Origin of the sequence: Sphingomonas sediminicola (assembly GCF_014489515.1) — a bacterium.
Taxonomy (GTDB): Bacteria; Pseudomonadota; Alphaproteobacteria; order Sphingomonadales; family Sphingomonadaceae; genus Sphingomicrobium; species Sphingomicrobium sediminicola.
Genome location: NZ_CP060782.1, coordinates 197,999 through 222,206, shown reverse-complemented (window position 1 = coordinate 222,206; position 24,208 = coordinate 197,999). Strand labels below are relative to the sequence as shown.

Genomic DNA, 24,208 nt, shown 5'->3' with positions numbered 1-24,208 from the left:
CTATATAGGTCGAAGGACGGGAGAGTTCCCTTGTCTGCAGAGGAAGCTTCATGGACGAAACTTTGCTTGGACTGATGGAAATCGCCGGCCCGATCATCCTGTTCGTGATCCTGGTCTGGGTGGTATTGCGCAACCGTCGCAGCAAGGGCGAAGCGCCGATGAGCGTGACCGAGCGCGCGACACGCGAAGAGTATGCCGAGGAAGAGCGGCGCCGCCGCGAGGGGACTGACGACCGCTGAGCAACGAACCGGATCTCCCACTCGTCATCCGGAACTGGTTTGCCGCGCGCGGATGGGAGCCGCGGCGGCACCAGATGGACATGCTGCGGCTCGCGCGGGCGGGGAAGAACGCGCTGCTGGTTGCGGCGACCGGATCGGGCAAGACGCTCGCCGGATTCCTGCCGACGATCGCCGAGCTGACTGAGAAGCCGACTGAAGGTCTCCATACGCTCTACATCTCGCCGCTGAAGGCGCTGGCAGTTGATGTTCAGCGCAATCTGCTCGGCCCGATCGAGGAGATGGGGCTTCCGATCCGGGTCGAGACGCGCACCGGCGACACCCCCTCAGACCGCAAAGCTCGGCAGCGGATCAGGCCGCCGCAGATCCTGCTGACGACGCCCGAGTCCCTGAGCCTGCTGCTCAGCTATCCGGACAGCTTCACCATTTTCGAGAATCTCAGGACGATCGTCGTCGACGAGCTTCACGGCTTCGCGAAGGGCAAGCGCGGCGACCTGCTGTCGCTGTCGATGGCCCGGCTTCAGAAGATCGCGCCGAACCTCCGGCGCGTCGGTCTGTCGGCGACCATCAGCGATCCAGACGCATACCGGAGCTGGCTCGCGCCCGATGCCGACATGGACGAAGTCGAGATCGTCCAGGGCGATCCGGGTGCCGAACCGCATCTTTCGATTCTCATCCCCGAAGGCAAAATTCCATGGGGTGGACACTCCGGCCGCCACGCCGTCCGCGAGATCATGGACCTGATCGAGCGACACAAGACGACGCTCGTCTTCTGCAACACGCGCGGGCTCGCAGAGCTGATCTTCCAGGATTTGTGGTCGGCGAACGACAAGGGCCTGCCGATCGGAATCCACCACGGCAGCCTGGCGCAGGAGGCTCGCCGCAAGGTCGAGGCGGCGATGGCTGCGGGAAAACTCCGCGGGCTCGTCGCAACCGCCAGCCTCGACCTCGGCATCGACTGGGGCGACGTTGACCTCGTTGTCCAGATGGGCGCGCCCAAGGGTTCCTCTCGCCTTCTTCAGCGCATCGGGCGAGCGAACCACCGCCTCGATGAACCGAGCGAGGGTGTGGTCGTCCCAGGCAATCGCTTCGAATATCTCGAAGCACGGGCGGCGCTCGACGCGATCGACGATGGCGAGCTGGACCCGGAGAACTTTCGGCCGGGAACGCTCGATGTTCTTGCGCAGCACATCCTCGGCGTCGCCTGCGCGGCCCCGTTCGAAGAGCATGAGCTGCTGGCCGAAATCCGCTCATCCGCTCCCTACGCAGGCCTGAAGGATGAGACCTTCACCGAAGTCCTGAACTTCATTGCCACCGGCGGATACGCACTGAAGGCCTACGACCGCTTCCGTCGCCTGGTCCCGGCAGGCGACGGACGCTGGCGCGTCGCAAGGCCGCAGATCGCTGCACAGCACCGCATGAATGCCGGCGTGATCGTCGAGCAGCCGCTGCTCACCGTTCGCTTCCGCAACGGCCGAAGGCTGGGCACGATCGAAGAGGGTTATGCGTCCACGCTGGCGCCAGGTGACCTGTTCTTCTTCGCGGGCCTCAGCCTCGAGGTCGAGCAATTCAAGGACACGGACGTCATCGTCCGCGCCTCGTCCAGGTCCGGGCGTATCGTCACCTACGGCGGACAGCGCATGTCGATGTCGACGCACCTCGCCAATCGCGTGCGCCACATGCTCGCCGATCGCAACGACTGGCACCGCTTCCCCGATGACGTCCGCGAATGGCTGGAGGTGCAGGAGCGCCGCTCGACAATCCCAGAGCCGGAGCAACTGCTCGTCGAGACGTTCGAGCATGAGAAATTGCACTACATGGTCGCCTACAGCTTCGAGGGCTGGAACGCGCACCAGTCGCTCGGCATGCTGATCACGAGGCGGATGGAGAATGCGGGCCTGAAGCCTCTCGGCTTCGTGGCCAACGATTACGCCCTCGCCTGCTACGGCCTGCATCCGATCACCGACCCGAAGGCGCTTTTCTCACCCGACATCCTCGAGCAGGAGTTCGTCGACTGGGTCGAGCAAAGCCTCCTCCTCAAGACCGCCTTCCGTGAGGTCGCAGTGATCGGCGGGTTGGTGGAACGGCATCATCCGGGAAAGAAGAAGTCGGGCCGACAGGTCAGCTTTTCGACTGACCTCATCTACGACGTCCTCCGCCGCTACGAGCCGGGTCACCTCCTGCTCCGCGCGGCGTGGGACGATGCACGCGCGCGGATGACCGAGCTGGGGCGCCTTGTCCGTCTCGTCGACCGGGCCTCCGCGACGATGCTTCACGTCGACACCGGCCGCATCACCCCCATGGCGATCCCGCTGATGGTCATCATCGGCCGGGAGTCCCTGCCACCTGGGGCGGAAGCGGATGCCACTCTTCTTATCGAAGCCGAGGCGTTAGCCGACGAAGCGATGCGTCTTGGTTAGCGGCCGGCAATCTTGATGAACGCAGCACGACCAAATCTCTCAGCCATCGTTCACGAGCCGTAATGAAATCTGAAGCCCTGAGATTCGAAGGGGTGAAGAGATGACATCGCGATTCCTGGTGGGCGCAACCATGCTCGCCGTGATTACCGGCACGGCCGTCGCTCAACGTGTCGGCGAGCGGGCGCAAATTTTCGAGCGAGTGCGGGAGCGCGCCGCCCAGCGGCAGACGAAGCAAGCCGATCCCAACCCCAGTCGCATCACCGCACCCGGAGACTACCGGTTCACCTTCGTACACGACGGAATTTCGCGGGAATATCTCGTGCACGTTCCCAAGAGCTACCGCCCGAACCGGCCGGCACCCTTGCTCCTTGCCCTGCACGGAGGCGGAGGTGACGCCGATTTCCAGTCGGATGATGCGAAATACGGTCTGATCGGCAAGTCCGAGCAAGCGGGATTTATCGCCGTCTTCCCGAACGGGTACAGCCGCTTTGCGAGCGGCATCCTCGCGACATGGAACGCGGGAGCGTGCTGCGGAAAGGCTGTCCAGAACAAGGTGGATGATGTTGGCTTCCTGAAAGAAGTCATCGAGCGGGTATCTCGCCAGGCAAACGTCGACAGGAACCGAGTCTTCGCGACCGGTATGTCGAACGGGGCGATGATGTCGTACCGCCTCGCCTGCGAGCTTCCGGGCATGATCCGCGCCATCGCTCCCGTTGCGGGCACCGACAATACGTCTTCGTGCTCTCCGTCGCGCCCGGTGCCGGTGATCCATTTCCACGCCAAGGACGACAGCCACGTCTTGTTCAATGGCGGCCATGGACCGGACTCTCTCGTCAACGTCGATTTCGCGTCGGTGCCCGCCTCTATAAACAAATGGGTTACGCTCAACCGGGCCCAGCCCACGGCCAAGCGCGCGCTGACGGTTCCCGGCGCGCATTGCGACCTATACCCTGCGAGGAAGGGCGGCGCTCCCGTCGAACTGTGCGTGACGGACACCGGTGGGCACAGCTGGCCGGGCGGTGGCACCCAGCAGGGTCGCAAGCAGCCGTCCAAGGCAATCAGTGCGAACGACTTGATGTGGGACTTCTTCTCGGGCTATGATGGGCAGATGACTGTTTCGAAACGAATATTGCCGATCGTCGCCGCGATCCCGCTCCTTTCAGGATGCGTCGTTGGAACGGTGGCGAAGACCGCCGTCGATGTGGTGACGCTACCGGTTAAGGTCGCGTCAGCCGGAGTGGACGCGGCGACGACCAGCCAGTCCGAGGCAGACGAGAAGCGCGGCCGCGAGATGCGCAAGCAGGACGAGGAGCGCGGCAAGCAGGCCCGCGCCATGGCCGAACGCTGCCGCAAGGGACGCGCACTTCCGACGGACGCCTGCCCCGTCAATCCGTAGCTAGCGGCCCCCCTTCGCCATGCTGGCGAGCTCGTAGAGATAATCGACGTAGAACATCGCCGAATCGTCAAATCCGGCGATCTTGGGATTCTTGCTGTCGATCAGGACCCATTCGTCAGGAGCGTGCGCGCCGCCGCCGGTACCGATTCCGAAGCCGACCGCGGGCAGGTTGAGCGGCGGTCCGGTGAAGGTCACGCCCGGCCAGGAACCCGCCGAGCGTGGCGACAGCGCATATTCGATCCCCGCCTTCTTCAGCGCCGCAATCTGCGACCGGATTAGGATGCTGTTCTCGTCGGTCTGGGTCGGACTGTAGCCGCCGCTGACGTTCACGACGATGTCGGAGAAGCCGTGCTTGGCAAGATGGGCCTTCAGCTTGGCGACGGCATCCTCCCGGGTCATGTCCGGAACCAGCCGCATGTCGATCTTTGCCTCGGCGCGACCCGGCAGGACGGTCTTGCCACCCGGGCCGGTGTAGCCCGCTACCAAGCCCTCGATGTTGATCGTGGGCTGCGACGCCAGCCGCAACTGGCTGGTCAGGAAGTCCTCGTCTCCAATCCAGTGCTTCACGCCGTAGATTTTCTTGATCTCGGCCTCGTCGGTCTTCTTCACGCCGTCAGCGATCAGCTCCTTTTGCCGCTCGGTCAGCGGCTTCACGTGCTCGAACCAACCCTCGATCGCCGGTGTATGGCCGTCCGGCCCGACGAGCGTGTTGAGCGCCTGGACGAGCCGCCAGGTGGGGCTGTCGACGATCGCGTGGAGGCTCGAATGCACGTCCTTTTCCGGTCCGCGGCCCCAGTCCTTCCCGCTAGAGATCAGCTGCAGCTCGACCACGCCCTTGGCGCCAAGCTCGACGGTCGTCGAACCGGTCGGCTCCTGACCGGCGCCGGGAATGAACACCCCCACGGCCTTTTTCATCGCCGCCTGGACCTCGGGATTGGCAACGATCTGCTTGAAATGCGGTGAGCCGATCTCCTCCTCGCCTTCGGCGACAAGGACAAGGTTCACCGGAAGCTTGCGGCCCGTGTCCTTGAACGCATGGAGCGCGGCCAGGAACTCCGTCTCCGGGCCCTTCTGGTTGACGGCGCCGCGGCCCACGACCGCTTTTCCTTCGGGACGATCGACGAGCTTTCCTTCAAGCGGCGGCGACGACCACTCGGACGGCACGTACTGCTTCACGTCGTACATGAAGTAGATGCCGAGCGTCTTGGCCGCGCCCGCGTCGAGCGTTGCGAACACGCCCGGAACTCCGTCCGTCTGCACGATCTTGGCCTGCTGAAAGCCGGCGTCGAGCAGGAGCTTTCGCATATACTCTGCACCGCCATCGACGTTGACCCTCTCCGCGGCGATCGTCGGCTGCGCGATCCAGTCCTGCAGCCGCTTCAGATTGGCATCGTGGCTCGCCTTTACCGAACTCGCGAGCTGCGCGCGGTTGGGCGTTTCGGCGGAAGACGGAATGGAGACGCTCGCAAGAAGCGCGGCGAATACGGCGGCGCGGAATGTGCGCATGGACGACTCTCCCCCTGTTGGGACGCAGCAAAGCCCCGTCCGGTCTTTCTGTCCAGCATTTGCCAATCTGCGCGAGGTCGCTAACCGCGTTATGTGCGTTACTTCCTCGACACCGAGTTCAACGGCTTCGGCGGCTCGCTGCTGAGCCTCGCGCTAGTTCCGGAGGACGGGGAGGAGTTCTACGTGACGTTGGGCTGTGAAGCCGCACTGCTTCCCTGGGTCGAGCAGAATGTCGCGCCCTTCCTGGACCATGTGCCGGTTGGGCTGGTCTCGCCGAGGCTCAGCCGCCGCGATGCGGCAATTGCTCTGTCGCACTATCTCGCGATCGATCCGCAGCCGGTGATCCTTGCTGACTGGCCCGAGGACATCTCGCAGTTCTGCAACCTATTGATGACCGGTCCAGGCGAAATGGTCCCTGTGCCGGCGACCACATTCCAGCTCGTTCCGCTGGGCGGATTCAGCACGGCCTCGAACAGCGCCGTGCCGCACAACGCCTTGCACGATGCCCGCGCATTGAAAGATCATATTCTGGGGCTTGAGCCCTGAAGCCGCTCGTCTAAACCGAAGCGATGGTTCCCTTTTCGTTCGCAGGCGAAACGTTTGTCGCGTCACCCGAAGGTGCGCTTCACTGGCCTGCGCAAAAAGCGCTGCTGGCGGCCGACCTGCACCTTGAAAAGGCAAGCTGGTTCGCGCGGCTGGGACAGTTCCTCCCGCCCTACGATTCGGTCGCCACGCTCACCGCCCTGGCGGCCGTCGTTGAGGCGACCGGAGTCGAGAAACTCTACTGCCTCGGCGACAGCTTCCACGACCGCTTCGGCTGCGAACGCTTGCCCGATCAGGCGCGCAGCCTTCTCCTGGAAATGACGACCAAGCTCGACTGGACCTGGATCCTGGGCAACCACGATCCGGGCTTCGCGGATCATTGCGGGGGCAAGCTGGTCGAAGAAATCGAAGTCGCAGGCATCACCCTCCGCCACGAGGCGGACCGGAGCGATCCCCGGCCGGAAATGTCAGGCCACTTCCATCCCAAGTATCGCGTCAATATCCGGGGGCGCCATGTCTCTCGTCGCTGCTTCGTCGCATCGTCGACCAAGCTGATCCTACCCGCCTTCGGTTCGCTGACAGGGGACTCGACGCCTCCCATCCCGAAATCGTGAAGCAGGTCGGCCCCGCCGCTTCGGCTCTCGTACCACTGCAGGACCGGATTCTCCGTTTCCCGCTAGCGGCTTAGGCCTTGCCGGGCGTCGGCATGTGCAGTTGAGCCGTTTGCAGAGTACAATGTCGGCTATGGAGTCGCAGCGGGACTATCTAAATCGCCGGGCCCTCGAGGAAGAGGAAGCAGCCGCTCGCGCAACCTGCGAGAAGGCCCGCGAACTGCACGAGGAAATGGCATCCCGATATCGCGACGCTGCTGGCGCCAACGACGAAGGGCGCGAGGTCGAAGGCGAACTGGCGACGACCTTGCCGGCGGGCTTCCGAATCATCGAGTAAGCCAAGAAGGCTGGTGACCCCTACGGGACTCGAACCCGTGTTTTCGCCGTGAGAGGGCGACGTCCTAGACCGCTAGACGAAGGGGCCTTCGCTGAAGGCGTCGGGCATATGTGGGCTGACGCCCGATGAGTCAATCGCGGGCGGAATCGCGCTCACTCAGGTAGCGCATCAGCTCGGCGAGGGTCGCTTCCATCTGGTCCTGCATCTGGGTGACCAGCTCGTTCTCCCGCATTCCGACATGGTCGAGCGGCTTGGAATAGCTGTCGGAGAAAGACTTCAGATCGTCGCGATCGAAAACACCTTTCGCGACCAGCTTGGCGAGGATCACCAGCAGGCCGTTGGTGTTGGCAATCGTGCCCGCGACCAGAGCCTCGTCAACCATCGACAGCCTTTTGTCGCTGTCGGTTTCGACCTCGAGTTCGTCTTCTTCAGTCATCGGCGACAATCTCGGCCTGATTGCCTGCCGAGACAAGGGGTTTCAGGACGACCCAGGCTGCGGTCTTTTCGACGATAGGCCGGGTGTTGGCCGGGCTGGATGATGGCAGGTCGACAAGTCGGATGCCCGTCGCGCTTCCGACCAACTTGCGGCCAATCGCGGCCGAAGTCGCGCCGTTGAAGGCGATTGCCTCGAGCGCCGGGAAGTCGTGGATGAGCCTCTCGATCCGGTTGTGATTTGCAGTTCGGATGGCTTGGTCGAGGCTCCCGCGCCGGACCGCCGATCCAATGACATCCCACAGTCCTATCCGATGCTCGGCAAGGCGCTCTAGCCGCCGCTCATAAGGCATCGAATGAAGGTCCTCGCCGACGACAGAACCCACCAGTCGCCAGAATTGATTCTGCGGATGCGCATAATATTGACGGGCCGCGAGCGAAGCATCGCCGGGCAAAGAGCCGAGAATGAACAGCCTCGCGTCGGGCCTCGCAACAAGGGGCAGTCCGGTCTTCACTCCCTCTGTCATGAACAGCCGTGCATTGCCTTTGCGGCTTTCACCATTAATTGCTGCTGCCCGTGCTTCCCAACGAGATCCGCGTCGCCCTGTTTTCGGGCAATTACAATTATGTTCGGGATGGCGCCAACCAGGCGCTGAACCGGCTGGTGGGCTATTTGCTCCGCCAGGGCGTGCACGTCCGCGTCTATTCGCCGACGACCGACACTCCGGCGTTCGAGCCCGCAGGCGATCTTGTCAGCATCCCGTCCGTCCCGGTTCCGGGGCGCGCCGAGTATCGCATTGGTCTTGGCCTTAGTGCCGCCGTAAAGCGCGACCTCGAAAAGTTTGCTCCGAACATCGTCCAGATTTCCGCTCCAGACATTACCGGCCATCGCGCCGTAACCTGGGCGCGCCGGCGGAAGATCCCGATCGTGGCGTCGGTCCATACGCGCTTCGACACCTATCTCGGCTACTATCACCTGCAGAGCCTGGAGCCGGTAGCGCGCGGAATCATGCGCCGGATATACCAGCGCTGCGACGCCATCCTCGCGCCGGCGGAATCGACCGCGGCGGTGCTTCATGCCCAGAGGATGAGCCGCGACATTTCAATCTGGAGCCGCGGCGTCGACCGCCAGCAGTTCAATCCCGACCGCCGCGATGTGGCATGGAGACGTGGGCTCGGGATAGCGGACGGCGATCTGGTTATCGGATTCCTGGGCCGGATCGTAATGGAAAAGGGACTCGACATCTTTTCCGACGCGATCGACGCGCTCTCCGATCGCAAGGTCGCGCATCGCGTGCTCGTGATCGGCGACGGACCGGCGCGCGGCTGGTTCGCTGAACGGCTGCCCGGAGCGGTGTTCGTCGGGCATCAGGTCGGAAACGACCTGGCGCGCGCGCTGGCGAGCTCGGACGTCTTCCTCAATCCGTCGATCACCGAGGCGTTCGGTAACGTCACGCTTGAAGCTATGGCCTGCGGGCTTCCGGTCGTCGCGGCCTCGGCGACAGGCGCGACGACCCTTGTTCAAGACGGCGAGTCAGGGACGCTGGTGCCACCCGGAGACGTCGAAGCCTTCGCCGACGCCCTGGAGGCCTATGCGCGCGATCCAGATCTTCGCGAACGGCACGGCGAGGCCGGCCTTGCCTACGCGAAGACCCGTGACTGGGACGTGATCAACTCGGTCGTGCTGAAGACCTACCAGCGGGTCATCCAACGCCGCGAGCGATACGCGCGCCTCACCGGCCGCTAGCTATTTCAGCCGTTCGATCCGCTGCGCGGCCTCGTCGAGGATCGCGGTGATCTCGTGGGTCAGTTCGTCGTCCCAGCCTGTGCGAGACACGCGATTGCGGATTGCAGTCATCAGATTGGAGACGCCGCGCCCGAGGGACGCGCCGCTCCCGTGAGTTTCTTTGGGAGCCATGTCGTCCAGTCGCTCGAACAGTTGTTCGACTTCCTGCGCCTTCTCATCGAGGTGAACGCGGCCGTCGCTGGTTACCTGGAACGGCTTACGGGGACCCTCGCCCGCCGCCTCCTCGATCAGACCCATGTCCTGCAGCAGCGTCAGCGTCGGATAGACCACGCCCGGGCTCGGCGCATATTCGCCGCCAGTCAGGTCTTCGATCGCGCGGATCAAATCGTAGCCGTGGCGCGGCTCGTCGGCGATCAGCTTCAGGAGGACCAGCCGCAACTCGCCGGACTCGAACATCCGCCGGCTTCTGCGACCGCCGCCGCGGCGACCGCCGCTCCAGCCATTGTCATCAAATTCGAAGTGAAACGGACCCCAGCCACCCGACCTGCGGCCCATGGCCAACAGAGCGTCCGGAACGTCGATCTCGATACGGCCGCGCGGATGGCAGCCTCCGTGTCTATGTCTCATCAAAGACTCCTTTCGATGCATCTAAGATATATCTCAGTAACATCTTCGACAAGACGGGTGATGCAATTTTCGGAGCACTGGGCCATTGGCATTCGCAGATGGCCGACCTGTTCAGCGACGAAGAGCTAGAGCACGCCCGACCGGCGACCGCGGCGAATGCCCCGCTTGCCGACAAGCTGCGGCCGCAAGGGCTCGACGAGGTCGTGGGGCAGGAACACCTCACCGGACCGGACGGTGCGATCGGCCGCATGGTGGCGGCCGGCAAATTGTCGTCGATGATTCTGTGGGGCCCGCCGGGGACCGGCAAGACGAGCATCGCCCGTCTTCTGGCGGATGCGGTCGGCCTGCGCTTCGTGCCGATCTCCGCCGTGTTTTCCGGCGTCGCCGACCTCAAGAAGATCTTTGCCGAAGCAAAAACCGCGGCTCGCGCCGGACAGCGGACGTTGCTGTTCGTGGATGAGATTCACCGCTTCAACCGCGCCCAGCAGGACGGTTTCCTGCCCTATGTCGAGGACGGCACGGTCACCCTGGTCGGCGCGACCACGGAGAACCCGAGTTTTGAGCTCAACGCGGCGCTCCTGTCACGCTGTCAGGTGCTGATCCTTCGCCGTCTCAACGAAGTAGCGTTGGAAACCCTCATCCAGCGCGCGGAAGCCGAAGTCGGCCGACCGATCCCGCTGACCAAGGATGCTCGCGATGCACTGGTGGCCAGCGCCGACGGCGACGGCCGCTTCCTGCTCAATCAGGTCGAGACCTTGTTCGACGTCGACCTCGACAGCCCGCTCGATCCAGCGGGCATGGCGGCGCTGCTCCACCGCCGCGTCCCAGTCTACGACAAGGACCGCGAGGGGCATTACAACCTCATCTCCGCGCTTCACAAAAGCCTGCGCGGATCGGATCCGCAGGCCGCGCTTTATTATCTCGCGCGCATGCTCGTTGCGGGCGAGGAGCCGCTCTACGTCCTCCGCCGCCTGACTCGGGCTGCGATGGAGGATATCGGCCTCGCCGACCCGCAGGCGCTGGTGCAGTGCCTCGCTGCCAAGGACGCCTACGATTTCCTCGGCTCACCCGAGGGCGAACTCGCGATCGTCCAGGCCTGCCTCTATCTCGCGACCGCGCCCAAATCGAACGCGGCCTACATGGCGCAGAAGAGTGCCTATCGAAGTGCGAAGGAGACCGCGTCGCTGATGCCGCCGTCGCACATTTTGAATGCGCCGACGCGGCTTATGAAGGACATCGGCTACGGCAAGGGCTATGCCTACGACCATGACGCCGACGCGGGCTTTTCCGGCCAGGATTACTGGCCCGAAGAAATGGACCGGCAGATTTTCTATGAGCCCAGCGAGCGTGGCTTCGAAGCGCGGATTGCCGAGCGCATCGCCTTTTGGAACGAGCTTCGCGAGAAGCGCAAAACCGACGACGACTAACGGAGGGTGAGCATGTACCAGACCGAACCGCCTGCGGCCTATTGGCGCGACCAGTTGATCCAGTGGGGACCGCGAGTGGTCTTCGCGATCCTCATCCTCATCGCCACGCACTTCATCGCCAAGGCGGTGCAATGGGGCGTGGCCAAGCTCATCGACCGTATGCCGGTGCTGAAGCGCCATCCGCAGGCGGGCGTGGACTCGGTCGGAACTGAGCTCGGCCGCCTCGTCTATTGGCTGGTCTGGCTCGTCGGCTTGGTCGCCGCGCTCCAGCCGCTCGGGCTCAACGAAGTACTCACTCCGGTAACGGTGATGACCAATGAGGTCTTCGCCTTCATTCCGCGAGTAATCGGCGCTGGCGTCCTGTTCTTCGCAGGTCTGATCCTCGCTCGCGTCGTCCGCCACGTTGTGGAGGCGGCGCTCGGAGCGCTCAACCTCGAGCGCCTTTTCAGCCGCGCCGGAATCTCGATCGGCGACGCGCCTCTGGCGGTCGACGAAGGTGGCGTTGCGCAGGACGGTGTAGCTCCGGCACGCGGCTCGATCGCCAAGGCGGTCGGGGTCACGGTCTCCGCGATCATCATCATCTTCGCGGCGATCGGTGCCCTTCGAGTCTTGCAGATCTCGGCGATCTCCGACCCTGCGACCGCGATGCTCCAGACCATCGCTTTGTCGATCCCCAACGTGCTTGCAGCACTAATCATCCTTGCATTCTTTTTCGTCCTAGGGCGCTGGGGAAAGAGCCTGGTCGAAACCGTCCTCCCGGGCCTGGGAATCGACAACGCGCTGCGCGCGCTCGGCATGATGCCGGCAACCGCCGTTCCGTCGCGGATCCTGGGCAACATCGTCATGATCGCGGCGCTCATCGTCGGCTTCATGGAAGCGGCCCACAAGATCGGCGGCGATTCCACCGCGATGCTGCTGTTCCAGGTTACCGCGCTCGGCGGAAAGGTTATCTTCGGCACCGTCATCATCGTTGTCGGAATCTTCCTGGCACGCATCCTGTCGACCTTGGTCGGGAGCTCCACGGGGGAAGGCAATTACGCGCAGACGATTATCAAATATGCCATCATCGCCCTGTTCACCGCGATCGGCCTCACCTTCATGGGACTTGCCGACCAGATCGTGATGATGGCGTTCGGCCTGATCCTCGGTTCTGCGGCGGTTGCCACAGCCATCGCGTTCGGCCTCGGCGGACGTGATGCAGCCGCGCGAATCCTGGAGCGCTGGGCGGACGAGCAAATGCCGCCAGCCCGCCGTCCCGCTCCGCCCAGACTGAAGAAGCCGGCGGACCCGACGGGCGAGGATGAGCGCCAGCCGCCCCTGGTGTGACGCCGCACTTCGACGCGTTCGTCGCGATCGACTGGTCCGGCGCGAAAGGGCGGCGGCACAAGGGCATCGCGATTGCCGAGGCCCGGCACGATGCTCCGCCCCGCCTGATCCGGCCGGGGCATATCTGGTCGCGAGAGGAAGTCCTTCACTGGTTGCTGAAGCGCGCCTCTAAGGAGCCGACCCTGTTCGGGTTCGACTTCAGCTTCGCCCGCCGATCATCGAGCGCGGCGAATATCTGCTTGGCGAGCCCGGCGTTCCAAAGACCGCGCGCGAGTTTTGGGCTTATGTCGACGCGAAGTGCGACGACGAGGATCTCGGAGCGGCGAGCTTTCTCGAGATGGCTCACCGGCGACACTTCTATTTCGGCATCGCCGACGGCGTGAAGGCAGACTTCATGCATTTCCGCCAGTGCGACGCTCGGCTGAACGCGCAAGGCGGACGCAAGACAGCAAGCGCGTTTGACGCGATCGGCGCAGCGCAGGTGGCGAAGGCCAGCTTCTCGGGGATGCGGCTGCTCCATCGGCTCGACGGCAAGGTAGCGATCTTTCCGATGGACCCACTCCCGGAGCACGGCAGTGCGGTCGCCGAAATCTACACGCGAATTTACTTGCGCCGCGCCGGTATGACAGGCGCCAAGCTTCGCACCCGTGCCGAGCTCAACCGCGCATTGGCCGGCCTCGGCAGCAAGCCGGCTCGGCTGAGCTTCGAGCCCAACGATCACCAGACCGATGCCCTCGTCACCGCCGCCGGAATGCGCGCGCTTGCGACACAAGAGACGGGCGCGTTCGAGCCCGAGGGATTGACGCGGGAGATTGCGCTGGCCGAAGGCTGGACCTTCGGCGTCCTGTGAAGGCTGCGATGCGCGTTCTTGCATTCATCTGCTTGTGGTTTTCGTTCACCGTGCCGGCGGCGGCTTCCCATCTGGTCACGGGCAATGGCTTTGGGTTCGCGGTCATCGCGCCGGAGAGCGGGACTGCGACGAAATTCTACCCCCATCCCCACAGCTACACGCGGCCTGATCCGGCCAGTTCGTTGGGCGAAGGGATCGAGACGCCCACCTTCATCAAGTCGCTCGGCTGGGGCGAACCGGGCCGGGCGAGCATGGCAGAATACGTCAATGACACGCACGTCATCCGAATGCGCAGGGCCGACGGCATCGGCACGCTCTACATGCCATTCGGATTCAATCGCCCGGCACTGATTATCGGCTCGAGCACGGCGACGTGGCGTGTCGAATGGAACCGGCCGCTCGCATCCCAAAAACTTGTCAGCGCCGCCGGGACCAATGCCCGGATGATGCGCTTCAACGGGATTGAAGAGCACTTGCTGGTGATACCCTTGGACGGGCCGCGAGGTGGAGCGGCGCGGATGGACCAGACCCTGGTGGGGAGTTCGGCCTGGGCGTTGATCTCCATTGAGAAGGAGAGCGAGGCCGAAACGGCCATCGAGGAATTCGTGCGCTGGCGAGCGGGCCTTTCTTCCGGGAAACTGCTCACCCGCGAACTCGCCCGGTTCGAGCAATGGCGCGCCAAGCCGGCCGTGCACTTCAAGTCCGAGAAAGAGCGTCACCTCTGGCGTCAAAGCGAAACCATGCTGCGCATCGCCCAGAGCCGCGAGCCGAACCGGCCCGGCCGATACGGCAACGGGCTGATCGTTGCTGCCCTGCCGGACGTTTATTCCACGCCCTGGGTCCGCGACATGGCCTGGGCGACTGCAGCGCTCATTCGCATGGGGCACCGGGCTGAAGCGCGCGCGGCCCTGCTTGCCTATTTCAATGCCCGGCCGACCGGCAAAATGCGGAGTGAAGTGAACGGCGCGGACTATCAGGTCTCGGTCGTGCGCTATTGGGGGAACGGCGAGGAGGAGCCCTTCTTTACCCAGGAGGGCAGCACCAACATCGAGTTCGACAATTGGGGCGAAGTGCTCTGGGTGGTGGGCGAGTATCTGCGCAAGTACGACGATCCGGAGCTGCCGAAGGCCGCAACCCATCGCGGACCACTGTATGAAAGCGCCCGCGATCTCATCGTGAAGCCGCTCATGGCCAATACGGAGAAGCATGGCGACGGGCTGATCGTCGCCGCCGACACCTCGATCTGGGAGGAGCGGCAGAAGGACAAGAAGCACTTCGCCTTCTCGACCGCTTTGGCGATCGTCGGGCTGCGCGAGTTTGCGGAAGTTGCGCGGCGTGCCGGCGATGAGGCGTCACGCAAACAAGCGATCCATGACGGCGCTCTTCTGGAGAAGGGCTTCAATGAAGCCTTCATTCGCGATGGAAGGCTGCGCGGCACGCTCGAGGACGGCGTCAAGAACGACATCGACGGAGCGTTGGTTCCGGTCATCAATTTCGGCCTCGTCCGTAACCCGGAAGTGATCCGTGATACGGTGAAGAGGATGGAACTGCTGAAGGTTGCATCGGGCGGATACCGCCGCGTTCGCAGCACTTACACGGACCCCAAGATCTTCGAATATTGGTACGAGCGGCAGGAGTTCCTGTTCGTCGATTTCACTCTGGCGGAACTCTACCGGAGGCTTGGCCGGAACGCGGAAGCCGACGCGATGCTCAGCCGCATCGTCGACAAGTCCGCCGCCGACCACAACATCATCCCGGAAATGTACGTTGCGGTGCCGTGCGAGCTTTTCCCCGGTGAAATCGGTGATCCTACGGGCGCGATCCCGATGGTGGGCTATGGCCCCGGGGCGTACGTCCTGCACCTGCTCGAGCGGGAGCGCCTGTAGGACAGCGCAAAGCTCCCCTGCCGGCTAGGCCTTCAATTCCAAGCTTCGAATCCGGATGGATATCTCAGCGATCTGCGCTCGGAGCGAGCGCTGCATCCTGGCCTGTGAGCGATAAGCCGTCTCACGTTCGAGGGCGGCCAAGAGCGATCGGCGCAGCGCTGGGAGAACTTCCTCGAGCGCCTCGATCTCATCCTTTCCGTAGGAACTGCCGTCCGGGCGCGGGCCGACCAGCAACCTGCCTTGCACTCCGCCGAAGGGACATCGAAACGGAAGGCGCAGCAGAAAATCATCTGCGGACCGCGACACCTTACCGATCTCAATTCCGTCGGCCGCGATCACCTTGCCTTTGATTACAATCGCCAGCTTCGTCGCATGGATCGCGTCGGCGATGCGCGGTAGGACCGCATTCCCGACCTGGCGAGGGGACCAGCCAGAGGGCGCCTCCGAAAGGAAGGCAGGCAACTCAGCCTTCAGCTGTACCAGGTCTCGTTGGAATCTCTGCTCTGCCCACGCGCTGATGCGATCGTTCAGTGGAGTCAGGAGAACCGCGGCGATTGCTGCTCCGATTGCTCCTGATACCTGGCCGATGCCCGAGCCGAGGTACTGCTGGCCGAGCAATTCGATCAGGGATTCACTGCCGGCGAAGGTCGCGACCAACGTTACTGTCAGGACCGCGTAAGCGGCCGACCTGCTGATGACGGCCTCGGCGTCGTAGAGCCGATACCGCAACAGGGGAACGAGGAAGCCGAGCGCCACCAGCACGATACCAAGCTGGAACATCGCTTCGAATGCCACGGCGGGCATGGAAAGCGCAGCTCCGGTCCGCGCCACCAAAATCAGCCCGACGCCGCTCACCAGCCCGAGAGCAACCCATTTCAGCTGTTGCTGTTGCATCTCGCTCGAGCTGGCCCGGAAGCGCTGGATCAGGCCAACGATTGCAGCGAGGACGCAGACGATCGCAAGAGGTAGGAAGAGCGACGTTGGAAGCAGCCCGACGGCTTCCAGAACCCCCAGCAGGAAGACTGCGATGCTGAGAACGGCAACACCCCGCGTCCATCGCGGGCGCCACTTGCCGTCAGGGAACAGCAGCAGCGCAAAGGCGAAGAACAGAAAGCGCAGGCGGTCGAGTAGCATCGGCAAAGCCGCCGCCGACGTGAAATCGAAGCTGCTGGTGATCGTCCAGCAAAGGAAGGCCAGCGAGAGGATCGCGGCAACTGGGTCGCGCTGCCGGCGCCAGAAGAGGACCGTCGCTACCGCGCCAACAATTGCGGACTTGAGAAGTCTTAGACCGAGGACCAGCGGCTGAACGGCTGGATCGAAAAGCGCCAAAGCAAGGGTGGCGAGCGTCGCCGCTGCAAGCAAAACCCAGGCCAGCCTGTACGTCCAAAGGAGCCTTCCCCTCAGCGGCGGAAGACCCCTTTGAATTGCGTCGATCGCCAATTCGGCGGTCATTGCATCCGGGCGGCGGCGGCCAGTCGGTCCAGGAATCTCTCAGCGGCGTCGCCGTTCGTCTCGGCCCTTCTGTTCGCCGGTTGGCGATTCAGGAATGCGCAAACGGCGAGGATGTCGCGGCGTGGCAGCGGGCCGACGATGCGTTCGTTGGGGGAGGTGAAATAGGGCATGATCACTTCCTCGTCGAAGATGCGATGGAGGCCGCGACTTCGCTCGCCATGGCGATCTGCGCGTCACGATCGGTGAGCTGGTAGCGGTTGGCTACGAAGCGGAAGTCGCTCCAGCTGACCCAGACTTGTCCGGCGTCGTCCTGGGTAACGAGCATGCGCACGGGCCAGTCGAGGCCGGCAAGCGGATTGGACTGCAGGAACTGCACGCCGAGCGGCGGATTGCCGAACAGCAGCAGCTTCGAGCGATTGATCGGAAGGTCTGCGCTGGCGCCGAGAGCCGTGTGGTCGATCTCGTCGAAAAAGCGGATGCCCTTGCCGGCGATGTCCGCCTTGATGCGGGTAACCGTCTCATCGAAGGCGAAGTCGCTCTTCTGCCTGATCACGCCCTCGGCCGGTGCCGTGGCGACCGGAGTTGCAGCCTTCGCGGCCGTGGCCACCAGTGGCGTAACCACCGTCGCGGGACCTGCGAGAAGCAGGACCGCCAGGAATTTCTTGTGGAGCTTCGTGCTTCTGAACATCTGATCTCTCCTTGTCCTGTCCGGGATTTTCGCCGTTTTGGAGGCTCAGGAGAAATCGCGATTGCTCATGGTTTCGATGCGCCGGACGCATGCGCTTCGCGCATCACCTCGCCGCAGCAGTCTGGACCATCCGCCCACCGCTCGCTTCGTGAAGTATGAAACCCTCGATGTCGTCAACCGGAGCGCGCCACGGCGCTTTCTCCAGTGTCTCCATCGTGTCGCGGTACCCAGCCTCGCGCCGCCGGCGGATGCCGTTCGCGCTGAAGTCGATGTCCTTGCTGTGATCTTCATGATCGAGCGCCGGCGCCAGTAATCGGACGACGTGCATCCGCGTCAGGCAGCCGTAGGACGCCATGTCCGCCAGCCGATTGTCGCGGCGCTTGTCCTCGGGAAGCATTCTGCTCAGCTCGGCAATGATGTGCCGCATCTTGTGCAGCTGCCGCTGGCGCTTGATGTGCGCTGCGGCCCGCGACGAATATTGCACGTCCTTCTGTCGGTTCATCACTTCCCAGATGGTCTCCGGCTCTGGCCCGTGCGGGTTCCAGATATGCACCGCGAAAACGAGACTGTCCTTTCGCGGATTGTCGTCGAACACGACCTCGACCGGCGTGTTCGAGAGGATGCCGCCGTCCCAATAGAGCTCGCCGTCGATCCGCACTGGCGGAAAACCCGGGGGAAGCGCGCCTGAGGCCAGAACGTGGTCCAGCGTCAGCGGCATGTCCCGGGAATCGAAGTAGCGCATCTCGGCCGTGCGCACGCTCGAGGCGCCAACTGTGATGCGAGTCCCACCCTTGTTCAGCTGGTCGAGGTCGACCAGTTCCTCGAGCGTGCGGCGCAGCGGATCGACCGTGTAATAGCCGGCCTTTTCTGCCCCGAGCCGGTTGTGGGGCTCAGGAACGCCATCGGATTGGGAGTGAAGAAGGACGGCACGCCCGCGGTGATCGCGCGGAAGTTGCGCGCGGCGGTGGCCATCCAGTTCGGCATGCCCTGCGGAATGAGATGATCGTTCTGAACCCGCGACCAGAACTCGCACAGCTTCTCGACGCGCTCGCCGGGCTTGCTCCCGGCAATCAGAGCGGCGTTGATCGCTCCGATGGACGTGCCGATCACCCATTGCGGAGCGATCCCGGCTTCGTCGAGCGCCTCGTAAACGCCGACCTGGTAAGCACCGAGCGCACCACCGCCCTGAAGGACGAGCACGGTCTGGCCAAGCGCGGCCACTTCGTTGGCGAGAGTTGTCATGCGCATTTCCTTTCGAGCGTCGGAAGACGCTTCAGTTGAGTTGGTGTGCTTGGGTGCTCGCCGGTGATGAGGCGGGCGTTTCGCTGGTAGGTCGCGTAGCTCCACAGCCAGCTGATCGCGACGGCGATGCGGCTTCGGAAGCCCACGAGGAACCAGATGTGGGCGACCGACCAGATCAGCCAGGCGGTCAAGCCGCTGAGCTGCAGCGCGCCCCAGTCGATGACCGCTTTGCTGCGGCCGATCGTCGCCAGATTGCCGAAGTCACGGTAGGCAAAGGCAGCCTTGCGCCGGCCGAGAATGACGTCGGCGACATATTGCCCCTGTTGCTTGGCGACGGGTGCGACGGCGGGCAAAGGCTTGCCACTCCTATCGGCTGCGTTGGCCGTGTCGCCGATCGCGAAGATGCGTTCGCGAGATGGAACCCGAAGGTTGGGCTCGACGAAGATCCGGCCGTTCATGTCCTGCTCGGCGTCGAGCCATTCCGCGGCGGGCGAGGCCTGCACGCCTGCTGCCCAGACAATCGTGCGAGCCAGGATCAACTCGTCGCCGAGCTGAACGTAGCCCGAGCCGACGTCGAAAACCGGGGAACCGAGCCGCACCTCGACGCCGAGATCGACCAGGGACCGTGCCGCATCGTCCGACAGCTTGCCGGGAAAAGCGGAAAGTACCCGCTTTCCTGCCTCGACCAGGACGACGCGTGAGCAATGCGGAGTGATGCTTCTAAAGTCGCTGGAGACCGCGCGGCGCGCCAGTTCGGCAATCGCTCCGGCCATCTCGACGCCGGTCGGGCCGGCGCCGATAACGACGAACGTAAGCAAAGCCTTGCGGCGCTCGGGATCGGTCTCGTTTTCCGCTTGTTCGAGCGCGAGCAGCACCTTGCGGCGAATTGCGAGCGCATCCTCTATGCTCTTGAGGCCCGGGGCATGCGCGGCCCATTCGTCGCGGCCGAAATAGCTGTGGCGAGCGCCCGTCGCGAGGATCAGCCAGTCATATTCCAGGCTCCGTCCGCTCGCGAGGGCGACGCGGTTTGAGTCTGCGTCTACGTCGTGCACTTCGTCGAGAAGCACGCGGACGTTCCGCGCATTCGCTAGGATCGAGCGAATTGGCGCCGCAATGTCGGCGGGCGACAAAGCTGCGGTCGCAACTTGATACAGCAATGGCTGGAACAGGTGATGATTGCGCCGGTCGACCACAGTCACATCGACGGCCCGGCCGGCCAGCCTTTTGGCTGCGGCCAGTCCGCCAAAGCCGGCTCCGACGATGACGACGCGCGGTCGAGTGCTCACCTCCTGCATTTCAGTCTCAGTGCGCCGTCCAGCCGCCGTCGACCGGAAGCGCGGTCCCGGTGATCGATCGGCCGCCGGGTCCGCTCAGAAAGACCGCGAGCGCACCCAGCTCCTCGACTTCCGCAAAACGCTTGTTCGGCTGAGCTGCGAGCAGGACGTCCCGGATCACCTCTTCGCGGGAAATACCCCGCGCTTTGGCGGTGTCGTCAATCTGGTTCTCGACCAGCGGGGTCCAGACGTAGCCCGGGCAGATCGCGTTGCAGGTGATGTTGTGCTCGGCGCCCTCGAGCGCGAGCGTCTTGGTGAGGCCGATCACGCCGTGCTTGGCGGCGACGTAGGCGCTCTTGAACGGCGATGCGACGAGGCCGTGTGCAGACGCGACGTTGATGATGCGGCCGAAACCGGCCTGCTTCATCTGACTGAAAGCGGCGCGGGACGTGTACCAGGCGGCCGAGAGGTTGAGGGCGATGATCGCCTCGTACTTCTCCGGCGGAAAGGTTTCGATCGGGCTCACGTGCTGAATGCCCGCATTGTTCACGAGGACGTCGATCCCGCCGAACTCGGCGATTGTCTCTTCGACGAGGCCGGTCGCCTCATCGGGCTTCATCAAGTTCGCGCCATTGTAGACGATGCGGCTGACCGGGCAGATCCCGTCGAGCTCTTCACAAACGAAGTCGATCTCGCGCTGCTCTGCCAGGCCGTTGATGACCACGTTTGCACCGGCTTCGGCGAAGGCGCGGGCGATCCCGAGCCCGATACCGCTGGTGGATCCGGTGACAACCGCGACCTTACCTGCAAGCGGACGATTCATGTCCGTCATTTCCTGGACCTGCATGTCCATCTTCGAGCACTCCAATCTGGTTGAGCGCTTAGGATCGGCCACACACGCGAATGATGGAAATGCGCTTCGTGCATGAAGTCCATGCGGCCTTGCGATTTCCGCGAGAAGCCCGCGCTCCGTAATTTGATGAAGCGTCGTGAAAGCCGGCAACTCAGCCGATGACGCACGGGACTGAAGACACTCTCTGGCATCCTGCAGTCCGGCTTTCGCGACCGTCCCATTCGAAGATTTCAAGGAGACGGCAATGTTCAATCTCAAGACCAAGCTCGCGACGGCTGCCATTGCCGTTGCGGCCATGGGCAGCTTCGCCACCCCGGCAGTTGCTGGCCAGTGCTCGACCGCCGGTGCAAGCGATCTCGCCAATGCGCCGACGATGCCGAAGGGCGTCACCGACGACGTGATCGGATCGATCAATCTCGGTTCCGAGATCGGTGTCGACGGCCGCCAGTTGCGCACTCGCCGCCTGGTCGTTCAGCCGGGCGGGATCGTCCCACTTCACAGCCACAAGGATCGTCCCGCGCTGATCTACGTGATCAGCGGTTCGATCACCGAGCATAGCTCCGCTTGCGGCGCTCCGATCGACCACAAGGCCGGCGACATCAGCCGCGAAGCCGATGGCCTCAGCCACTATTGGGAAAACCACGGCAACGTGCCGGCCGTCCTGCTCTCGTCGGACGTCTTCCACGGCCAGTAATCCCCGCGCCGGCAACCGCTCCCTCGCCGGCAAATCGGCGTCCCGCCTCTGCCCCCGGGCGGGACGCCATCCCTTTCAGGACTGCGCCATGACCGACATTGCCCGCGCTGCGATCGCACATGAGCCGGCCGGACTTTCGGCTAACCGATCGCTGCTCATCGCGGTGATCGGCTTCCTGACTCTGGTCGACCTTTTCGCCACCCAGGCAATCCTGCCCAGCTTGGCGCAATCCTACGGGGTCACACCGGCCCAGATCGGCCTGGCAGCCAACGCCAGCACGCTCGGCATGGCGATCTCCGGGCTTCTCGTCGGCGTGTTCAGCGCGAATATCGAGCGCAAGCGCGCGATCGCGCTCAGCCTGCTCGTACTATCCTTGCCGACGGCGATGCTCGCCTTCGCTCCCAACCTTACTGTCTTCGCGATCCTGCGAGTGGTGCAGGGCCTATTCATGGCCGCGGCCTTTACATTGACGCTGACGCACCTTGCGGAACGTTGCGAAGTCCGGACTGCGCACGCGCTTGCCGCCTATGTAACGGGGGTCGTCGCGAGCAACCTCATCGGACGCCTGACCGCCGCCTTCGTCGCGAGCCTGGTCGGCGCCGAGCACAGCTTCCTTTTCTTCGCGCTGCTGAACATCGCGGGCGCGTCTCTGGTCACCGTGGCCCTGCATCGGAACGCACCCGAGCCGATGGATCGCAAGGGCCGTTTCTGGAACGCATGGCTCGAGCATCTGTCCGACCCCGCGCTGCGCCGCACGTTCGCGATCGGATTCCTGATCCTGTTCGGCTTCATCGGAATCTTCACCTACGTCGGCTTCGTTCTGATGCGCCCGCCGCATGCGCTGTCGATGGCCGCGCTGGCTTGGTCTTCCTCGTCTTCCTGCCCTCGATGATCACAACGCCAATGGCCGGATCCACGGTGCGCCGGATCGGCCCCGGCCCCGCAGCGGCGGGCAGCCTCGCCGTCGCGCTCGTCGGCCTCGCGCTGGTGCTCCTGCCAAGCCTCTATTCGGTCATCGCGGGACTGACTCTCGTCGGCGTAGGGACGTTCTTTGCACAGGCTGTCGCGACCGGGCATGTCGGACGCATCGCCCGAGGAGACAAGGCGGCCGCCAGCGGTCTTTACCTCTCTTCCTATTATTGCGGCGGCCTCGCCGGCGCAGCGGTGATTGGCCAGTTGTTCGACCGCCTCGGATGGACCGCGGCAGTTGCGGGCGTGTTCGCGGCGTTGGCCCTGGCCGCGTTGCTGGGGTCCAAGCTTGTCAGACCGGAAGGTGCGTAATGAGTGAGCGTTACCGTCGTGGCGTGGAGATTATGCAGCAATTGTCGTCAGGCTCGCTCGAGCAGTTCCTGACGAGCCGGGTTGCGGAAGTGGCGCCCGATTTTGCGCGGATGGCGATCGAATTCCCTTTCGGCGACCTCTACTCGCGAGCCGACCTCGGCATGCGTGACCGCGAGATCGTCGCGATCGCTGCGCTCGCAACGCTCGGGCACGGCGGCCCGCAGCTGCGACACCATGTCGCAGCAGCGACCAAGCTTGGCATCTCCAAGGCGGAAATCGTGGAGATCCTGATGCAATCCGCCGTCTACGGCGGATTCCCGGCGGCGCTGAATGCCTTAGCCGACTGCCATGATCTGCTGCTGGAGGGAGATCGCGTCTGCCCCGGCGGCTGCCATTCGTGACGCCGGCCAAGGATATCGCCGAGCCTCCTGCACGAACGCTCCGACCGCCGGCGAATAGGGACGGCCTCGCACTGTCGTGAGATAGATCGTCCGGGTGAAGCTCGGCTCGACCAAAGGCCGGACCACGAGATCGGGATCGGTCACGCTGAATTCCGGGAAGAAACCGAGTCCGAGGCCGGCCTTGATCATCCCCTGCACCCAATCGTCGCGGGGCGAGCTGAAGACCTGTTGCAGATAGATGTTGCGAGCGAACAGCTCCTTCCGAACCGGCTCGAACACCTCGCAATTGGAGCGGCTGACATATGGCTCTTTGTCCAGCTCGGCGGCGCGGACCGGGTTGTGCGCAACCAGCCGATGGTTCGGCGGAAGAACGATTACAAACCGTTCCTCGAAGATCGGAAGCTGATGCAGGGTCGGCGGCAGCTCGTCCGGGACGCCGACAATGGCAACCTCGAGGTCGCCTTTCTCCAGCAATTCGATCATCTGGGGGGCGCCGGTATCGATGATCCGCACTTCCACGCCCGGATGCTGTGCCTGGAATCGAACGAGCAAATCGGAGACCAATTGGGGACCGATCGTGCACATGGTGCCAATCGTGAGTGTCGCCTGCTCGAGCTTTTTTACTGCCTTGGCCTGGTCGCGCGCTGCCCGGCAGCTTTCCTCGACCGTCTTCAGGTAGGGCAGCATCATCCGTCCGAGCTCGGACAGGTGTGTGTTCCCGCGTTCGCGATGGAATAGCGGGCCGCCCAGCTCGTGCTCCAGCTGCTGGATTGCCCGAGTGAGCGCGGGCTGGCTGACGTTGCACTGCTCGGCAGCGCGCGTGAAGTTCAGCGTACCCGCGAGGGCGACGAAATACCGAACCTGCTGCATTTCCATGAGCGCGTTCCCCTCGGGGTTCGAGGCGTGGATTACTTACACGCCCGCAACGACAGGCGCCAGCAGATCGGGCATGCCCGGTAGGCATTGATCCGATACGCTG

At 63.8% G+C, this 24,208-nt stretch carries 25 protein-coding genes, 1 tRNA gene and 2 pseudogenes; 15 read left to right on the top strand and 13 right to left on the bottom strand.

The genetic code is table 11. From position 1 onward, the window contains the following. Window positions 1-50: 50 nt before the first annotated feature. The 3 genes from H9L14_RS01210 (at window position 51) to H9L14_RS15385 (ending at window position 4,052) form a co-directional block, all read left to right on the top strand. Window positions 51-239 carry a hypothetical protein gene (locus H9L14_RS01210; RefSeq protein ID WP_187708900.1) on the top strand — a complete coding sequence of 63 codons (189 nt, stop codon included), beginning with the start codon at window positions 51-53 and terminating at the stop codon, window positions 237-239. Next, entirely contained in the window at window positions 236-2,656 is a 2,421-nt protein-coding gene (locus H9L14_RS01205; RefSeq protein WP_187709817.1) for a ligase-associated DNA damage response DEXH box helicase, read from the top strand. The genes H9L14_RS01210 and H9L14_RS01205 overlap by 4 nt, the downstream gene beginning before the upstream one ends. 100 nt (window positions 2,657-2,756) lie before the next feature. After that, window positions 2,757-4,052, top strand: coding sequence for an extracellular catalytic domain type 1 short-chain-length polyhydroxyalkanoate depolymerase (locus H9L14_RS15385; RefSeq protein WP_187708899.1), 1,296 nt, complete (start codon window positions 2,757-2,759; stop codon window positions 4,050-4,052). Here H9L14_RS15385 and H9L14_RS01195 read toward each other — a convergent pair whose 3' ends face one another. Then, window positions 4,053-5,558, bottom strand: coding sequence for a M20/M25/M40 family metallo-hydrolase (locus H9L14_RS01195; protein ID WP_187708898.1), 1,506 nt, complete (start codon window positions 5,556-5,558; stop codon window positions 4,053-4,055). It abuts the gene before it with no gap. A gap of 93 nt (window positions 5,559-5,651) precedes the next feature. Between H9L14_RS01195 and H9L14_RS01190 the strand changes: the two genes are divergently transcribed. From H9L14_RS01190 to H9L14_RS01180, 3 genes and pseudogenes are all read left to right on the top strand, one after another. After that, window positions 5,652-6,104, top strand: a complete 453-nt coding sequence (locus H9L14_RS01190) for a hypothetical protein (protein WP_187708897.1) — start codon at window positions 5,652-5,654, stop codon at window positions 6,102-6,104. Between the two features lie 23 nt (window positions 6,105-6,127). Continuing rightward, window positions 6,128-6,789: pseudogene (pdeM, locus tag H9L14_RS01185) on the top strand (ligase-associated DNA damage response endonuclease PdeM). Window positions 6,790-6,845: 56 nt separating this feature from the next. After that, complete coding sequence (locus H9L14_RS01180; protein WP_187708896.1) at window positions 6,846-7,049, top strand: hypothetical protein; 204 nt, start codon at window positions 6,846-6,848, stop codon at window positions 7,047-7,049. An 11-nt stretch (window positions 7,050-7,060) separates the two neighbouring features. Here the strand turns inward: H9L14_RS01180 and H9L14_RS01175 are convergent. The 3 genes from H9L14_RS01175 to H9L14_RS01165 all read right to left on the bottom strand — a co-directional run bounded on the left by H9L14_RS01175 (window position 7,061) and on the right by H9L14_RS01165 (window position 8,008). Next, window positions 7,061-7,136 (bottom strand) — tRNA-Glu (locus tag H9L14_RS01175). 43 nt (window positions 7,137-7,179) lie between these two features. Beyond that, window positions 7,180-7,485 (bottom strand): hypothetical protein, encoded by a 306-nt coding sequence (locus H9L14_RS01170; RefSeq protein WP_187708895.1) that lies wholly within the window; start codon window positions 7,483-7,485, stop codon window positions 7,180-7,182. Continuing rightward, window positions 7,478-8,008, bottom strand: a complete 531-nt coding sequence (locus tag H9L14_RS01165; RefSeq protein WP_187708894.1) for a DNA-deoxyinosine glycosylase — start codon at window positions 8,006-8,008, stop codon at window positions 7,478-7,480. Before H9L14_RS01165 ends, H9L14_RS01170 begins: the two co-directional genes overlap by 8 nt. A gap of 50 nt (window positions 8,009-8,058) precedes the next feature. Here H9L14_RS01165 and H9L14_RS01160 point away from each other — a divergent pair, with 50 nt between their 5' ends. Further along, window positions 8,059-9,228, top strand: coding sequence for a glycosyltransferase family 4 protein (locus tag H9L14_RS01160; RefSeq protein WP_187708893.1), 1,170 nt, complete (start codon window positions 8,059-8,061; stop codon window positions 9,226-9,228). On the opposite strand, the gene H9L14_RS01155 is transcribed toward H9L14_RS01160, so the two are convergent. After that, on the bottom strand, window positions 9,229-9,855 hold the full coding sequence (locus tag H9L14_RS01155; RefSeq protein ID WP_187708892.1) for a PadR family transcriptional regulator: 627 nt from the start codon (window positions 9,853-9,855) through the stop codon (window positions 9,229-9,231). A 98-nt stretch (window positions 9,856-9,953) separates the two neighbouring features. Here H9L14_RS01155 and H9L14_RS01150 point away from each other — a divergent pair, with 98 nt between their 5' ends. The 4 genes and pseudogenes from H9L14_RS01150 (at window position 9,954) to H9L14_RS01135 (ending at window position 15,344) form a co-directional block, all read left to right on the top strand. Further along, window positions 9,954-11,282, top strand: coding sequence for a replication-associated recombination protein A (locus H9L14_RS01150; protein WP_187708891.1), 1,329 nt, complete (start codon window positions 9,954-9,956; stop codon window positions 11,280-11,282). Between the two features lie 12 nt (window positions 11,283-11,294). Continuing rightward, a complete protein-coding gene (locus H9L14_RS01145) occupies window positions 11,295-12,608 on the top strand; it encodes a mechanosensitive ion channel (RefSeq protein WP_187708890.1) in 1,314 nt (437 codons plus the stop codon). Further along, a pseudogene (locus tag H9L14_RS01140) lies at window positions 12,605-13,458 on the top strand (hypothetical protein). Before H9L14_RS01145 ends, H9L14_RS01140 begins: the two are co-directional and overlap by 4 nt. Window positions 13,459-13,466: 8 nt before the next feature. Then, on the top strand, window positions 13,467-15,344 hold the full coding sequence (locus H9L14_RS01135) for a glycoside hydrolase family 15 protein (protein WP_187708889.1): 1,878 nt from the start codon (window positions 13,467-13,469) through the stop codon (window positions 15,342-15,344). Between the two features lie 24 nt (window positions 15,345-15,368). Here H9L14_RS01135 and H9L14_RS01130 read toward each other — a convergent pair whose 3' ends face one another. From H9L14_RS01130 to H9L14_RS01105, 7 genes are all read right to left on the bottom strand, one after another. Then, window positions 15,369-16,796 carry a hypothetical protein gene (locus tag H9L14_RS01130; RefSeq protein WP_187708888.1) on the bottom strand — a complete coding sequence of 476 codons (1,428 nt, stop codon included), beginning with the start codon at window positions 16,794-16,796 and terminating at the stop codon, window positions 15,369-15,371. Further along, window positions 16,793-16,972, bottom strand: a complete 180-nt coding sequence (locus H9L14_RS01125; protein ID WP_187708887.1) for a hypothetical protein — start codon at window positions 16,970-16,972, stop codon at window positions 16,793-16,795. The genes H9L14_RS01130 and H9L14_RS01125 overlap by 4 nt, the downstream gene beginning before the upstream one ends. Then, window positions 16,969-17,484, bottom strand: a complete 516-nt coding sequence (locus H9L14_RS01120; protein WP_187708886.1) for a DUF302 domain-containing protein — start codon at window positions 17,482-17,484, stop codon at window positions 16,969-16,971. Before H9L14_RS01120 ends, H9L14_RS01125 begins: the two co-directional genes overlap by 4 nt. A gap of 103 nt (window positions 17,485-17,587) precedes the next feature. Beyond that, window positions 17,588-18,322, bottom strand: coding sequence for a DUF3734 domain-containing protein (locus tag H9L14_RS16405; RefSeq protein WP_343070272.1), 735 nt, complete (start codon window positions 18,320-18,322; stop codon window positions 17,588-17,590). Beyond that, window positions 18,280-18,726, bottom strand: coding sequence for a patatin-like phospholipase family protein (locus H9L14_RS15375; protein WP_281389401.1), 447 nt, complete (start codon window positions 18,724-18,726; stop codon window positions 18,280-18,282). Before H9L14_RS15375 ends, H9L14_RS16405 begins: the two co-directional genes overlap by 43 nt. Further along, complete coding sequence (locus tag H9L14_RS01110; RefSeq protein ID WP_187708885.1) at window positions 18,723-20,021, bottom strand: NAD(P)/FAD-dependent oxidoreductase; 1,299 nt, start codon at window positions 20,019-20,021, stop codon at window positions 18,723-18,725. The genes H9L14_RS15375 and H9L14_RS01110 overlap by 4 nt, the downstream gene beginning before the upstream one ends. 7 nt (window positions 20,022-20,028) lie before the next feature. Continuing rightward, on the bottom strand, window positions 20,029-20,853 hold the full coding sequence (locus H9L14_RS01105) for a 3-hydroxybutyrate dehydrogenase (protein ID WP_187708884.1): 825 nt from the start codon (window positions 20,851-20,853) through the stop codon (window positions 20,029-20,031). 244 nt (window positions 20,854-21,097) lie between these two features. On the opposite strand from H9L14_RS01105, the gene H9L14_RS01100 reads away from it, so the two are divergent. From H9L14_RS01100 to H9L14_RS01090, 4 genes are all read left to right on the top strand, one after another. Next, window positions 21,098-21,547 carry a cupin domain-containing protein gene (locus H9L14_RS01100; RefSeq protein ID WP_187708883.1) on the top strand — a complete coding sequence of 150 codons (450 nt, stop codon included), beginning with the start codon at window positions 21,098-21,100 and terminating at the stop codon, window positions 21,545-21,547. Between the two features lie 88 nt (window positions 21,548-21,635). Further along, window positions 21,636-22,439, top strand: a complete 804-nt coding sequence (locus H9L14_RS01095; protein WP_222949880.1) for an MFS transporter — start codon at window positions 21,636-21,638, stop codon at window positions 22,437-22,439. A gap of 11 nt (window positions 22,440-22,450) precedes the next feature. After that, window positions 22,451-22,828, top strand: coding sequence for an MFS transporter (locus H9L14_RS14890; protein WP_222949879.1), 378 nt, complete (start codon window positions 22,451-22,453; stop codon window positions 22,826-22,828). Continuing rightward, on the top strand, window positions 22,828-23,229 hold the full coding sequence (locus tag H9L14_RS01090) for a carboxymuconolactone decarboxylase family protein (protein WP_187708882.1): 402 nt from the start codon (window positions 22,828-22,830) through the stop codon (window positions 23,227-23,229). The genes H9L14_RS14890 and H9L14_RS01090 overlap by 1 nt, the downstream gene beginning before the upstream one ends. Here H9L14_RS01090 and H9L14_RS01085 read toward each other — a convergent pair. Continuing rightward, complete coding sequence (locus H9L14_RS01085) at window positions 23,164-24,099, bottom strand: LysR family transcriptional regulator (RefSeq protein ID WP_187708881.1); 936 nt, start codon at window positions 24,097-24,099, stop codon at window positions 23,164-23,166. The two genes, H9L14_RS01090 and H9L14_RS01085, sit on opposite strands and share 66 nt — an antisense overlap. Between the last annotated feature and the right edge of the window lie 109 nt (window positions 24,100-24,208).

Excerpts from the sequence above, each read along its gene's own strand:
- H9L14_RS01180 (WP_187708896.1), top strand. The coding sequence starts at position 6,846 with ATGGAGTCGCAGCGGGACTATCTAAATCGCCGGGCCCTCGAGGAAGAG.
- H9L14_RS15385 (WP_187708899.1), top strand. The coding sequence starts at position 2,757 with ATGACATCGCGATTCCTGGTGGGCGCAACCATGCTCGCCGTGATTACC.
- H9L14_RS01145 (WP_187708890.1), top strand. The coding sequence starts at position 11,295 with ATGTACCAGACCGAACCGCCTGCGGCCTATTGGCGCGACCAGTTGATC.
- H9L14_RS15375 (WP_281389401.1), bottom strand. The coding sequence starts at position 18,726 with ATGACAACTCTCGCCAACGAAGTGGCCGCGCTTGGCCAGACCGTGCTC.
- H9L14_RS01085 (WP_187708881.1), bottom strand. The coding sequence starts at position 24,099 with ATGCAGCAGGTTCGGTATTTCGTCGCCCTCGCGGGTACGCTGAACTTC.
- H9L14_RS01170 (WP_187708895.1), bottom strand. The coding sequence starts at position 7,485 with ATGACTGAAGAAGACGAACTCGAGGTCGAAACCGACAGCGACAAAAGG.
- H9L14_RS14890 (WP_222949879.1), top strand. The coding sequence starts at position 22,451 with ATGGCCGGATCCACGGTGCGCCGGATCGGCCCCGGCCCCGCAGCGGCG.
- H9L14_RS01100 (WP_187708883.1), top strand. The coding sequence starts at position 21,098 with ATGTTCAATCTCAAGACCAAGCTCGCGACGGCTGCCATTGCCGTTGCG.
- H9L14_RS01110 (WP_187708885.1), bottom strand. The coding sequence starts at position 20,021 with ATGCAGGAGGTGAGCACTCGACCGCGCGTCGTCATCGTCGGAGCCGGC.
- H9L14_RS01105 (WP_187708884.1), bottom strand. The coding sequence starts at position 20,853 with ATGGACATGCAGGTCCAGGAAATGACGGACATGAATCGTCCGCTTGCA.
- H9L14_RS01090 (WP_187708882.1), top strand. The coding sequence starts at position 22,828 with ATGAGTGAGCGTTACCGTCGTGGCGTGGAGATTATGCAGCAATTGTCG.
- H9L14_RS01195 (WP_187708898.1), bottom strand. The coding sequence starts at position 5,558 with ATGCGCACATTCCGCGCCGCCGTATTCGCCGCGCTTCTTGCGAGCGTC.
- H9L14_RS01165 (WP_187708894.1), bottom strand. The coding sequence starts at position 8,008 with ATGACAGAGGGAGTGAAGACCGGACTGCCCCTTGTTGCGAGGCCCGAC.
- H9L14_RS01135 (WP_187708889.1), top strand. The coding sequence starts at position 13,467 with ATGCGCGTTCTTGCATTCATCTGCTTGTGGTTTTCGTTCACCGTGCCG.
- H9L14_RS01120 (WP_187708886.1), bottom strand. The coding sequence starts at position 17,484 with ATGTTCAGAAGCACGAAGCTCCACAAGAAATTCCTGGCGGTCCTGCTT.
- H9L14_RS01210 (WP_187708900.1), top strand. The coding sequence starts at position 51 with ATGGACGAAACTTTGCTTGGACTGATGGAAATCGCCGGCCCGATCATC.
- H9L14_RS01155 (WP_187708892.1), bottom strand. The coding sequence starts at position 9,855 with ATGAGACATAGACACGGAGGCTGCCATCCGCGCGGCCGTATCGAGATC.
- H9L14_RS01095 (WP_222949880.1), top strand. The coding sequence starts at position 21,636 with ATGACCGACATTGCCCGCGCTGCGATCGCACATGAGCCGGCCGGACTT.
- H9L14_RS01150 (WP_187708891.1), top strand. The coding sequence starts at position 9,954 with ATGGCCGACCTGTTCAGCGACGAAGAGCTAGAGCACGCCCGACCGGCG.
- H9L14_RS01130 (WP_187708888.1), bottom strand. The coding sequence starts at position 16,796 with ATGACCGCCGAATTGGCGATCGACGCAATTCAAAGGGGTCTTCCGCCG.